Genomic DNA, 12,463 nt, shown 5'->3' on the forward strand with positions numbered 1-12,463 from the left:
TTTAATGAATGTCCAAGTTGTGAATTGGATAAATCATATAAGATTAATAACTATAACAATAAGACTGAAGAGCGTAGAAAGGATTAACAGGTTAAAAGTAATCAAGGGCTTTAACTGTGCCAGCACAGCACCGTTGAACGCCATACAGAAAATCGTCACAAAAAACAATAATATCATTTTGAGCAGCATATCCATATCCCCCATTAAAAGCATCATGGCAGCAGCTGAACCAAGACAGCTTTGACCAATGATCGCTATGGTCGAATACCCCATCTGGCCTTTTTTGAACTCCAAGAAAAGCTGATTGTGCAAGTTCGTTACCCTATTATTGCTTCGATTGACTCCATTGGTAGCCATAGGAATGTTTGTTAGATAATTTACTTTCCAATGTTTCCGCTTTTGGGAACAAGATGTTGTTTTCCAAATGGATGTGTCGATGGAGGTCTTCCTCAAATTCCTGAAGGAGCGAAAAGGTGACCCGGTAGGTGTTGCAAGCATCGGCAGGGGGCGTGTAGTCATTGCTCAAATGAGCTATTTTTCGGAATCGTTCTCCTTCATTGTCATGCTCCTCCATCATCATTTTGATAGGGTTTTTCACGGTTCCAAAATAAGGTTGCTCCTTAGAGGAACCTTTAGAAGGGCCATTGACCATTTTACGTACCCAAGGAAAGAGGACCAACTCTTCTTTTTTCATGTGCATGGCCAATTCCCCAGCCGAGGTGTGAAAATGTTCTGAAACTTGATGTAGTTCTGGATGTTGCCCGCCATGCACTTTGCAGAGCTTGGTCAGGTATTGTTTTATAATCGGGATTTGCCGTTCCACATAGCGATGGTGTTTTTTCTCGATATAATCGATAAGTAGGTCCAAAGGCCATGTTTTAAAGTCAGGTTGATCACCTTGGTCTTGCTCCTGAACAATATCGAGTTCTTGCATCAAGCCTTTTAGATCCAAACCTTTTTTCTCTGCAATTTCTTTGAGGGTACGGTTGCCTTTACAGCAGAAATCAATTTTATGGTTTTTAAAGATTTGTGCGGCACGGTAGTCTTCCGCCACCATTTGTCCAATAGTTTTTTCCATGTTTCAATATTTTTTATGCTATACAATCAGTTTATTCATATTAATCGGACAAAATTGTCCGAAATAAAATCAAAATTTTTTAACGTTTCAAAAAGGTCAAACCAACCTCCAATCCCATGGCCAGCTCATATAAGCTTGTGCTTCCCAACATTTTACTTAAATTGGTTCTAATGTCAACGAATTTATCGTGTAGGGGACAAGGCTTGTTTGCATTACACTCTTTGAGTCCCAGACCACAACCCTTAAAGATCTTATCCCCATCGATAGCCTTGACGATCATATTCAATTTTACATTGTTCATTTCCTCTCGATCAATTTCAAAGCCACCGGTAGGCCCTTTTACCGATTTTATGATATCGTTCCTAGTAAGTAGTTGTAGGGTTTTGGCAGTAAAAGCAATGGGTGAATCTATTTCCTCGGCGATCTCATTTACGCTGACACGTCTTCCTTCCAAAGATTGGAGTGTAATATATACCGCAGCGCGTATGCCATATTCACAGGCTTTTGAAAACATCATAAGGAAACTTATATAGGTACAAAGATAACATTAAAAATAAATCGGACAAAATTGTCTTTTATTTATTTAAATCAAAATTCACTTGGTAATCAAATATACTTTATTGGGGGGTAATCCAACACAGATTAACAATTTATCTTAGGTTTTAGAACGGTTTTTTATGAGCATCATGGCAATGCTGATAGCAATCAGGACGCTAGTCCAGGACAAAAGCGTCGCTTGTCCGTCGAATATGACCCATCCCTGCCAAGCAGCAATACCCTTGTAGAATATCAGTGTTTCGGTAAGGATAAAACCGAGGAAATACCACGAAAAGGATTTTGTTGATATTCGAAGCAACTCAAAATAATCCATGAAAAAGAATAAAGCCATGCTGATGACACCTAAAAAAGTCAAGTGCAAATACCCGATTGTAAAGTCAAGATACGTAGCCGCCATAGTTGAAAAATAGGGGAGTACGGTCAGTAATTGAAGCACCATTTTAATCAAACCCATCGCCACCACTAATTTAATGAGCAGGGTTTGCAGTTTTGTCAGGGGTAGTCCATGGAACAGATTCTTGATCATTCCCCACAAGCATGCAAATGCATAGAGTTGAGCCACCGCACCCAACCCGGCAAGGGTATAGAACCCAAAAGAGGGCTTTGTCCAAAGAGTGGATAAGAAAAAGGTAAATACAATGCCCAAGTTGAAGTTCAAAAAAAAGTGGGTGAAGGGTTTTTTGGGTATTTCCAACCCATGTTGCTCGCAAACAAAAAGGAATATCCCCACTACCGCAAGAATCATCCACCCATTGTACTGAAAATGCAAATAAAAATATATGGCCAGTCGATACCAAATGGATTGAGGGCCTAAGCTGTTCATGATGGCACCCAAAGCCCAAGGCCCCAAACTGGAAATCATCATATAAATTAGGGCTGCTTTGGCACATTTTAGCCCCTTGCTCTGTTCGTATTTTGGGTCGATGTTTTTCCAGAAATGATATGCGTACACATAGGATACGATCAGGAACAATGTGGAAAAAACAATGGAAAGGAGTGCATACCCTTGAAATGGGAAGGTCAGCAGCATCCCGATCAATGTGGCTTGGGTACACCAAAAAATACGTTTGTACGTCCTGCTGGATTTCTTTTTTTCCAAAAAGCAAAAATGTAGCAAAGTGGTCAAAGCAACATACACCCATCCCAATAAAGCTATGTGTGAATGGCCGTGGACAACAAACCTATAATTGAAACTGAAGCCGAGCATAGGGTAGAAGCGTAGCAATAAGCCAAGTATGGCTGCCACGAGAAAATATATCATGGCCATCTGGAGATGCGATTGATATGATTGACCCTTCACGTTAAATGATTTGAAAACATACACCTATCAGGATTAAAAATCTTTTTTTCCAGCTTTGTACCGTAACCCCAATAAAGGCAGTATGGTCCACAATAAAAGTATGGCCAGTGAAATCAAGAAACCTAGATTGGTGCCAAAGAACTGTTTGAAAATGGCCCCTGTGTACCCCAGTAGGGCAGAAATATCCAATTTGAGCAGTATCAATATCCTGGAAAGATCAATGGGGTTGAGAATAGTGGCCACCAAGGAGAATGTGTCCAAAGGGTATTCTTCGAAAACGATGAGCGACATCAAGAACAATCCATCGTAGACCACGGCCAAGAAAAGCCAGAGCAAGACTGCATAGCCAAAGCCCTTTATCTTGTTTTCGTTGGATATGGCGATCACAAAGGACAGCCCTACAAAAATGAAGGTCAAAAATGCCCCGGTGACCAGTAATAGGGAAAAATCAAAAATGGCATTGCTCCGTAAAAGCCCATACAGTACAAATGGGATTCCCAACCCCAATACCAAGCTCAGGGTCAGTGAACCGGCCACGCCAAAATACTGTCCCAAAAAGATGGAACTGCGTTTTATGGGCTGTGCCAACAGGAGCTCGGTAAATTCCCGGGAGTTGTAATAGTACATCACTCCGAATATGGTTCCTATCAAGGGAATCAGGACAATGATCACGTTCATTAGGGTAATCACGGCCTTGGATACATCGTTGTTCAGGAACAACAATACAAAACCCAGGGCGAGGTAGAACAAAAAGTAAACATAGCTCCAACGGCTTCGTATAAGATCGTAAAAACTGTACTTCAATATTTTAAGCATGGCTAGCTGTTGTTATGGCCGCAATGGCGTGTTCAAAATTGGTTTGTTCAGTCTGTTCCATAAGTTTTCCGATACACCCTTTGAAATAAATTTCCCCTTCCAACAGGTATACGATTTCATCGGCCACTTCTTCCACAAACTGCATGATGTGCGAAGTGATCAAAATGGTTTTTCCATTGGCCTTTTCTTTTTGGATCAATTCCTTTAAATGAATCAATGCCTTGGGGTCCAAACCTGTGGTAGGTTCATCCAAAATAATCAGTGGACTATCAAACATAAAGGTCAGAACGATATTCACTTTTTGCTTGGTGCCCCCGGATAGGGTGGCCAGTTTTTTGTTCAAAAACGGTTCCAGTCCAAAGAGGTCGATGAGCTCAGCTTCTTCACTAGGGCTGTTTCTGAGATCTTTGATCATACCGATCAGTTCCTTGACCTTGATATTGGGTGGGAAATTGGCAATTTGCGGGAGGTAATCGATTTTTTTGCGGTATTTCCATCCTTTTTTTATCGGTTCTCCCAAAACCGAGATCTGTCCTTTATTTGGAATCACCATGCCCAAGATACTCTTGATCAAAGTGGTTTTTCCGGAACCATTTGGCCCGAGAATGGCATAAATGTTACCCTTGTCAATGCTTAGGTCAACCCCTTTCAAAACCTGGTTCTTGCCAAATTGCTTGTGAAGCTTGTTTATTTCAATGGTCATGATCGTACTTTCATTAAAGGTTGGGCATCTTTTAAATTATCGGGCGTAAAAACCGGGGAGACCCTTTCCGAGAAATCAATAATGTCCATAAAAAGACTCCGTAATAGCACAATGGTCTCTGGAGTTCGGTTCACAACATAGGAAAATAGTTTTACTGGACGATAGGGAACATCCCCAATGCCATCCTTGTCCAAATCGTATCCCGTATAACTGCTCCAGAAATTACCCTCAAAGACATTATCGTTGAGTTTGCTGTTGTAGGAGATGTCAAAGGAATTGTACAAGAAATTATTGCCTTTGAAAATATTGGTATAACATGCTCCGATTACACGTATGGCCCAACCATTGCCAATAAAATCGTTGTCGTTGTACTTGATTCGGTTCGACCCTTCTATGTTGATACCGATGGTGTTCTCCTCAAAAATGTTTCCACTGATTTCCGCATCGTTGATCTCTTTCAATAACATACCATAGGCAGCCGTGCCCCAATTCTTCCGAAAGGTGTTGTTTCTCATTGTGATGAATTTGGAGAACATCACGGCGACACCAGCGCCATTATTTTCAAAAGTATTGTTGGTATAGACATCATTGTTGGAGAACATGAAATGGAGGCCATAGCGAAGATTCTCCATGCTCACATTTTCAGCAATGGTGATCTCATCGGAAAATTCGAGGTAGATGCCGTCCCGGGTACCCTGTACATGGTTTTTTAGCACTTCTATCCCTGAAGAATACCAAAGCTGTATCCCATTGCCCGAGTTGTATTCGTCGACAGCTTCCCCTATGATCCTGTTGTGGTAGACTTTGCCATGGGATGATTTCTCCAAATAGATTCCAAAGAACAATTGCTCCAACACCATGTTCTGAATAAGGAAATTCTTGCTCTGTACCACACGTATCGCAGCATTGTCCTTGGTATAACTGACCCCTACATTGATGATGAAAAGTCCATCTAAAGTGACATGGTCCGATGTAACCCTGAAAATCTCCCCTTTTTTTTCACCATCCACAATAGGATAACCGACTCCTCTTATAACTAAGGGTTTATCCACCAATATTTCAAATTCCCGATACGTGCCCTTTTGTACCAATAGGGTGTCATAGGGCTGGGCTAGGGAAATGGTCTCCTTAATGGAGTTGTGCTCGCAGTCGTCACAGACATTCCATGTTTTCGCCCAAACCAAAGACGTCCACAGCAGAAGCGGCAGGGCTAGGATAAATTTGTAATGTGGATGGGAGGTTGGCATATAGTGATTACTATTTATGAGGTTCTATATTTAAATCCATTTAGGTTCGTTTTCCAAGTATCCGTTAGATGTAACCTATAATTCCTTTACTAACTTTCCCGTAATGTCGGTAACTGCTATGCGGTATACCACTGGCATTTCCGCTTCCTGCAATCTACCGGAAAAATGGCTCAAGAAATGGGGGCGCTCTGCATTTTTACGGTCAATGGTGCGCTGTACGCCTTCCGCAAAATGCTTTAAATATTGCTTTGCGGCATTTCCCGAAAGCTCTTCAAATATCCCGTGTACCTGTATCGACTCCCAATGACGGAACGACTCGATTCTATCGACTTGAAATGAGACTTTGTCGTGTTTTCTTAGGGCATTGATTCTATGTCCGTTGGAAGCAAAACATAATATACTCTTTTCCTCCTTAAGAAAATAGTAGGTTGACGGTACCACATAGGGTTCGTTGTCAGCTATATAGGCCAAACGACCCACATAATTGTCATTCAGTAGATGTTCACATTGTAAGGGCTCCAAATCAATCATTGTACTCGTGTTAAAGTTTAAACCTTTTTTTTAATTCCGTCCATGTATATAGTTTGCCGCCATTGGCACCCAAAGTGTTTTGGGCGGCCTGTTTCTGCTCAAATGCACTCAAAAACGCTCCCATGGGGCTCGGTATGTTTTCACTGATCAAATAGATGGCCTTTGTACCGTCCACCAAAGAACCGGGCTGGTCAAAATCGTTGACCATGAACAATGCCATGGTAGATTTGTCTTGATCCTTTAAATGGTTCATCATACATTCAATGGCATCAAAATTAAAGACCTTGCCTTTTTTGGTAACCAATTGCGCTGCATGTTGTTTGTCCACAATCGTCATGCTACAGTAATGACAGCCCACATGGCCATAATCAATGGGTTTTGGTCGTATCGAACAACCTGAAGCAAGGCCCAGGACCATAAATAGCATAATTATCTGTTTTTTCATTTTGAATTATTTATTGTTTTGAGCTTTTCCATCCCAAGAATCCTGCAAACAAAGTGAGCATCATCCCCACGAACATTAAATAACCACCAATGGATGGTAGAGAAGTGACATCAAAATTCAACATTTTGACATGTCCCAACAATGGTGGCTTGTAGGTCATGGGACTACCATCGGGATTGGTCAATTTCATAATGGCATTTGGATCTAAGTTGGTACCATAGTCAATCAACCATTCATTAAAATCGTACATGCCCAAAATACCAAGAACGGACATGAGTAGAAACCATCCCCAAAACCATTTATAGCTTACCTTGTTTAGATATCCCAAAATACCGATCAACACACCGATTCCCACCATGATCCCAATGATCAAAGGGAAAGTGCCGAATTCCCACATCTCCTCAGGTTTTGGCAACGTATGCATTCCAATATAGTGGTTTAAGCCATCGATGTTCTGGATATCAAACTCGTTTACTCCCTTAAGACCACTAATGTGGATGTTCAATCCCAACGGGTCTGGATATTGGGGCGCTCCCAACATGATGTTCCAGAGCGGGAAAATATACAATCCCAATAGGAAGAGCGGGCCAACAATCATTACTATACTAGCCTTTTTCATTTTTCTAGATTTATTGGTTACAAACTGAGTGCGGTTTTTTGGTCAAGGTTGTATGTCAATTTGTGAAAAAGCGGGCAGGTCCTGGACACAGCCCGCTTGATTATAGGGTATATCAATCCGAATTATTCACCCAAAGACCATTTGAGTTCTACATTGGAATTGGCAGGGGAGACCCTAACATATCCTTGCATTTCTTGGTGCAGAGCAGAACAGAAATCGGTACAATAGAATGGCCATACCCCAACTTTTTTTGGTTCCCAAACCGAAGTTTTGGTCTGTCCGGGCATAATGAGAAGCTCAGAGGTGTTCTGTCCTATCATCGCAAAGCCGTGGGGTACATCGAAATCCTGCTCATGGTTGGTAATATGGAAGTATACCTTATCCCCAACTTTGATGCCCTCGATATTATCCGGGGTAAAGTGACTTCGGATAGTGGACATATAAATATGCACTTGGTTTCCGTCGCGAACCACCTTGGAATCAGTAGGCGTTTTTACCGCAAAAGGGTGTTTGTTTTCATCCAAGCGATAAATTTTCTGCGATTTAGGTGCCAAAATCTCGGCAGGTATTCCAGCGGCATAGTGGGGCTCACCATGAGTAGGGAAATCATAGATCAATTCCATTTTGTCCCCAGAGATATCATAGATCTGGGCAGAGTGTTCCATTTCAGGTCCTGTGGGCAGATATCTGTCCTTGGTAATCTTGTTCATGGCCACGACATACTTACCGAATGGTTTTCTGGAGTTCCCTCCGGGAATCATCAAGTGACCTACGGAGTAATAGGTTGGTTTCCTGTCAATGACCTCCCAAGTCCCCAATTTCCATTTTACCACCTCAGAAGAGATGAAGAACGTGGTGTAGGCATTCCCCTTACCATCGAATTCTGTATGTAATGGGCCGAGACCACCACTTTTTACTTGGCCTGCCAATACATCCTCGAACTTAAGGATTGGAATCCCATAAGCTTCCCCATCAAATTTTTCTCCTTCAATGGCAGCAATCATCTTGTCAAAGGAGTGAACGGTCAAATCAGCGGAGAGTTTACCATTCCCTATAATATATTGACCGCTAGGGTCCACATCACAACCATGGGGGGATTTAGGCGTTGGCAAGAAGTAAACCGCTCCAGGGACTTTCAATGGGTCTACTGTCAAGACCTCTTTTTTCATGGTAGTTGTGGCTGTGTGGCTACCTTCATCATATAGATTGTGGGCATAGTTGGCGGGCATTTTGGTGCCTCCACCATTGTTCACGTATTCCTCGATTTTCTTCCAGTTGACCGCTGCAATGAAATCCTTGTCGTTCTGTGAGGCATTGACTTCTTGAAGTGTATGGGCTTCTTCGGTATTATAAGTAGTGAAAAAGAACCAACCATGGGATTTACCCCTTCCAGGGTGCGAAAGATCATAGTTGAACCCTGGCATCAACAATTGGAACTTAAGGTCCATGTGACCATGTTCCGGGTCTACACTGATAAAGGACAATGATCCCTTGAAGTTGCTCTTGTATTCATTAATGGGCATGTCTCTTTGAGGGATGGGTACGGAAAAACGAGTTCCCGCCACTACATATTCAGTGTTTTCGGTAATAAAGGAGGAACTATGGTTACCGGCACTGTTGGGTACCTCTATGATTTCCTCTGTTTCAAAGGTGCTCAAATTAATACGGGCAATTCTTGGCGTATTGTTACCGTTTATAAAAATCCATCGACCGTCCAATTCCCCATTGGTTTGGGAAATATCAGGGTGGTGGGCATCATCCCAAGGCACAAAACCATGGGAGGTGTTGAGCATGGGCTTGGTTTCTTCGGAATACCCATAGCCCGATGTTGGGAATTGGGAGAATACCGGAATCTCTTTGAACATTCTACCTGAAGGTAAACCGTAGACAGTAAGGTTGCCACTATACCCGCCTGATAGGAAAGCATAGTACTCATCTTGCTCACCTGGAGCCACATATACTTTTTCGGCGGCACTTGATGCGAGTGCCCCGTTCGAACTTTGGTTTTGTTGACCACAGGAAACCAGCAGCAGGGTAGCTCCAAAGGTCATTATTAAACGATTATGGATTTTCATTGTATTAGGGTTTTTGTTTATTCAATTATGATATTTTATTACGGGGTAGGGGGTAGTATTACTTTGTCCACGACATGTACGATTCCGTTTCCTGCCGGGATACTGGCAATTATTTTGGCCCCACCTACATAAACCTCACCTTCTTTTGTTTCTACGGCTACATTTTGATCATTGGCTTGTCCCAATTTTTTGAAGTTCTTCAAAAAGTCCTTGGAATAGTTCCCTGGGGTTACATGATATTTGAGAATGTTTGCCAGGGATTCTTTGTTCTCTGGTTTTAACAGGTCCTCAACAGTACCTTCTGGGAGTGCATCAAAAGCAGCATTGGTGGGTGCAAAGACCATTAAAGGTCCAGCGTTGACCAAAACATTTTCCAATTGTGCAGCTTGCACGGCGGCCACAAGGGTCGTGTGGTCATCGGATTGTAAAGCTATCTGCAAAACATTTGGGGTAGACTCGTCATCTTCGATAAAGGCTTGTCCCTTTGTGTATTCTGAGGCAACCTTGGGTTTGTTATGAGTTGCTTCCTTTGATTCATTTTGAGTTGCATTTTTACAGCTACTGGTTATCGTTAGCAGCGCAAAAAGACCCATCATACGGAGTTTAATGGTTGATTTCATAAGGTTTATTCTAGGGTTCTGAAGTATTCGAGAATGGCTCTAGCTTGGTCTTCGGTCAATCCTTGGTTGGACATGGGCGACCCATTGAACTCTTGCAAAAGGTCTTTGGCCAGTGGATCTTGTTGTACCATTTCCTGAGGGTTCAAAATCATGTTCATGACCCACTCCGGGGTTCTTCTTTCCAGTACACCATTGGGTGCAGGTCCTATGAATTTTTTTCCAATCCTGTGACAGGCCAGACACATTTGGTCATAAACCTTTTTGCCATTTTCTGCCATGGATTGGTCGATTTCGGGAGCCAATTCAACGGATTTAACAGGGCCAACACCCTTGGTGGTCAGGTCCACACGTTCAGAAGCCTTGACCTGATCAGTGGTGTTGGTTTCTGCTGGCTGTTCTGTTTGAACCTTTTTGCGTTGAACGCTAAATCCATCATCTTTCTTTTCTTCCTTCTTTCCACCACAACCGATCATGATCAGGGCGAAGAGTAATGTTATTCCTTTTAGTACTGTCTTCATGGGATAGAGAGTTAAAATTTGGTACCAAAAGTATGTAGCCATAATCACCTATAACATGATTTTAATCATAAAAAGGATAAAAATATCTTTTAATCTTTGATTTATATTTTTCGCCATGCTTTCCAATTCATCCAAATATGCCATTAAAGGAGTACTTTATTTAGCATTGAACTCCAATAGGGACCATAAAGTCATGGTCAGGGATATTTATACCGTAGTGCATGTGCCCGAAGCTTATTTGGCCAAGCTATTACAAGAACTCTCAAGGCATGGTATCATCTCTTCGACTAGAGGGCCAAAAGGAGGGTTTTATTTGAGTGAAGAAGATAGAAAGCACACGCTACTGGAAATTGTCCAGGTCATAGATGGAGAGAATCGACTAAATTCATGTGTTATGGGTATCCGTAATTGTGATATGGATAACCCTTGTGTTCTTCATAAACTAGTTGGAGGCAATAAGTCCAAGTTCATTAGAGTTCTTGAAAGTACGAAGATTTTAGACTTGGTTGATGGAAAGCAGGGCATTGAGGAGTTTTTTCCATTGTGATCCATGTTCGCTTTTGCATGCACAGCCTACTACCAATGTTTAGGGTACTATGTTGAGATTTTTCAATAACTCCTAAATCTTCAGGTTTATTGCTGTCCTTCACGGATTTGGCTTAAGGTTTAAGGAAGTTTCTGAGGATTACATTTGTCCAGTATGTGGTTCCGATAAGAACTTTTTTGAATCCGTTTGCTTGGTGTTTGGTTAATGAACACCTCTTTGTGATTCCCCAAAAACAGAGGGCTACCTAATTGTTTATCCCTGGCAATGAAATTTGAACATTTTAGGCAGGAACATTTCTGCGGTACTTCTTCGAATAGTCCAACGGGGTCATATCGGTTATTTTCTTGAAGGTGTCCCTAAACGCTTTGGAGTCGTTATAGCCAACTTCATACATCACTTCGTTGACTGTTTTTCTTCCTTTTTCCAATTCCTTTTTGGCAGCTTCCACTTTTACGCGCTGCAGGTATTCTATAACGGTATTTGAAGTAGCCTTCTTAAAACGTCGTTCAAAGGTTCGTCGGCCAACAGCCATTTGCTTGGCGAGTGCACCCACGGTAATCTTATCTTGAAAATGATGTTCGATGTACTCTTGGGCCTTCAGAACTTCCTTATCGGTATGGGCTTTTTGACCCTTGAAAATGATAAAAGGGGATTGACTGATACGACTGATATCTATCTCGAAAATTTTGGAAGACAAAATGGCCATTTCACGGCCCGCAAATTTTTCCACCAAATAGAGGTTCAAATTTAAAGATGAATACGCTCCTCCACTGGTGTACAAGCCATTCTCATCTGTTATGATCTTATCGTCGATCAAGTTGACTTTGGGGTACATTTCCCTAAATTCAGCTGCTGCTAGCCAGTGTGTGGCACATTCCTTTCCATCGAGCAGGCCTGTGCCTGCAAGTATAAAAGCACCAATACACAAACTTGCTACCTCCGCCCCCTTACCGTATTGTTCTTTGATCCAAGGGATAAATGCATTGTTCATGGAAACCACCTCCTTATAATTCCCATGAATGGCCGGAATGATAATCAAGTCGGTTTGGTCCACCTCTTCAATGGTACTACTGGGGGTGATACTAAACAGCCCATTGCTGGATCTTGCCTTTTTCTGCGTACCCACCAAATGGGTTTCAAATATGGGGGCCTTACCCTCTCGTTGAAGTGCCGTATTGGTCATATGGAACATTTTAAAGGTAGCCTCTAAATTGCTCAAGCTGGAATCGCCTTCAGGAACTAGGATTGATATATGCTTCATTTTCTGAATATCAATTGATTGGCATCAATTCAAAGGTACAGCATCACACTGTCGTAATCAACCCGTTAGTATGACGTAAAGACGCCCCCTAACTTCCATACTGGATGTTTATCTTTGGTAACCTGTTGAATTTCAGATAAAAAAG

15 protein-coding genes are annotated in these 12,463 nt (G+C 42.0%); 1 reads left to right on the forward strand and 14 read right to left on the reverse strand.

All coding sequences use genetic code 11. The features are described 5' to 3' along the window. Positions 1-33: 33 nt before the first annotated feature. The 13 genes from EO132_RS17815 to EO132_RS17875 form a co-directional block, all read right to left on the reverse strand. Entirely contained in the window at positions 34-357 is a 324-nt protein-coding gene (locus EO132_RS17815) for a hypothetical protein (protein WP_127139157.1), read from the reverse strand. Next, a complete protein-coding gene (gene ric / locus EO132_RS17820; protein ID WP_127139158.1) occupies positions 326-1,078 on the reverse strand; it encodes an iron-sulfur cluster repair di-iron protein in 753 nt (250 codons plus the stop codon). The genes EO132_RS17815 and ric overlap by 32 nt, the downstream gene beginning before the upstream one ends. Positions 1,079-1,157: 79 nt before the next feature. After that, complete coding sequence (locus tag EO132_RS17825; protein ID WP_127139375.1) at positions 1,158-1,592, reverse strand: RrF2 family transcriptional regulator; 435 nt, start codon at positions 1,590-1,592, stop codon at positions 1,158-1,160. Between the two features lie 141 nt (positions 1,593-1,733). Beyond that, on the reverse strand, positions 1,734-2,936 hold the full coding sequence (locus EO132_RS17830; RefSeq protein ID WP_127139159.1) for a hypothetical protein: 1,203 nt from the start codon (positions 2,934-2,936) through the stop codon (positions 1,734-1,736). 33 nt (positions 2,937-2,969) lie between these two features. Continuing rightward, a complete protein-coding gene (locus EO132_RS17835; RefSeq protein ID WP_127139160.1) occupies positions 2,970-3,752 on the reverse strand; it encodes an ABC transporter permease in 783 nt (260 codons plus the stop codon). Then, a complete protein-coding gene (locus EO132_RS17840; RefSeq protein ID WP_127139161.1) occupies positions 3,745-4,455 on the reverse strand; it encodes an ABC transporter ATP-binding protein in 711 nt (236 codons plus the stop codon). The genes EO132_RS17835 and EO132_RS17840 overlap by 8 nt, the downstream gene beginning before the upstream one ends. After that, positions 4,452-5,702, reverse strand: coding sequence for a nitrous oxide reductase family maturation protein NosD (locus tag EO132_RS17845; RefSeq protein WP_127139162.1), 1,251 nt, complete (start codon positions 5,700-5,702; stop codon positions 4,452-4,454). The genes EO132_RS17840 and EO132_RS17845 overlap by 4 nt, the downstream gene beginning before the upstream one ends. 75 nt (positions 5,703-5,777) lie before the next feature. Continuing rightward, entirely contained in the window at positions 5,778-6,233 is a 456-nt protein-coding gene (locus tag EO132_RS17850; RefSeq protein WP_127139163.1) for a pyridoxamine 5'-phosphate oxidase family protein, read from the reverse strand. Between the two features lie 10 nt (positions 6,234-6,243). Continuing rightward, positions 6,244-6,678 (reverse strand): nitrous oxide reductase accessory protein NosL, encoded by a 435-nt coding sequence (locus tag EO132_RS17855; RefSeq protein ID WP_127139164.1) that lies wholly within the window; start codon positions 6,676-6,678, stop codon positions 6,244-6,246. Positions 6,679-6,688: 10 nt separating this feature from the next. Beyond that, positions 6,689-7,297, reverse strand: coding sequence for a hypothetical protein (locus tag EO132_RS17860; RefSeq protein ID WP_127139165.1), 609 nt, complete (start codon positions 7,295-7,297; stop codon positions 6,689-6,691). Between the two features lie 122 nt (positions 7,298-7,419). Continuing rightward, on the reverse strand, positions 7,420-9,348 hold the full coding sequence (gene nosZ / locus EO132_RS17865) for a Sec-dependent nitrous-oxide reductase (RefSeq protein WP_235856514.1): 1,929 nt from the start codon (positions 9,346-9,348) through the stop codon (positions 7,420-7,422). Positions 9,349-9,410: 62 nt separating this feature from the next. Further along, the gene (locus tag EO132_RS17870; RefSeq protein ID WP_127139167.1) at positions 9,411-9,992 is read right to left on the reverse strand and encodes a fasciclin domain-containing protein; all 582 of its coding nucleotides are present in this window, start codon (positions 9,990-9,992) and stop codon (positions 9,411-9,413) included. Positions 9,993-9,997: 5 nt separating this feature from the next. Then, positions 9,998-10,510 carry a c-type cytochrome gene (locus EO132_RS17875; protein ID WP_127139168.1) on the reverse strand — a complete coding sequence of 171 codons (513 nt, stop codon included), beginning with the start codon at positions 10,508-10,510 and terminating at the stop codon, positions 9,998-10,000. Between the two features lie 115 nt (positions 10,511-10,625). Between EO132_RS17875 and EO132_RS17880 the strand changes: the two genes are divergently transcribed. Next, on the forward strand, positions 10,626-11,057 hold the full coding sequence (locus tag EO132_RS17880) for an RrF2 family transcriptional regulator (protein WP_127139169.1): 432 nt from the start codon (positions 10,626-10,628) through the stop codon (positions 11,055-11,057). A 280-nt stretch (positions 11,058-11,337) separates the two neighbouring features. Here EO132_RS17880 and EO132_RS17885 read toward each other — a convergent pair whose 3' ends face one another. Beyond that, positions 11,338-12,318, reverse strand: a complete 981-nt coding sequence (locus EO132_RS17885; protein ID WP_127139170.1) for a GlxA family transcriptional regulator — start codon at positions 12,316-12,318, stop codon at positions 11,338-11,340. Between the last annotated feature and the right edge of the window lie 145 nt (positions 12,319-12,463).

The organism is Flagellimonas oceanensis (assembly GCF_003992595.1).
Classification (GTDB): domain Bacteria; phylum Bacteroidota; class Bacteroidia; order Flavobacteriales; family Flavobacteriaceae; genus Flagellimonas; species Flagellimonas oceanensis.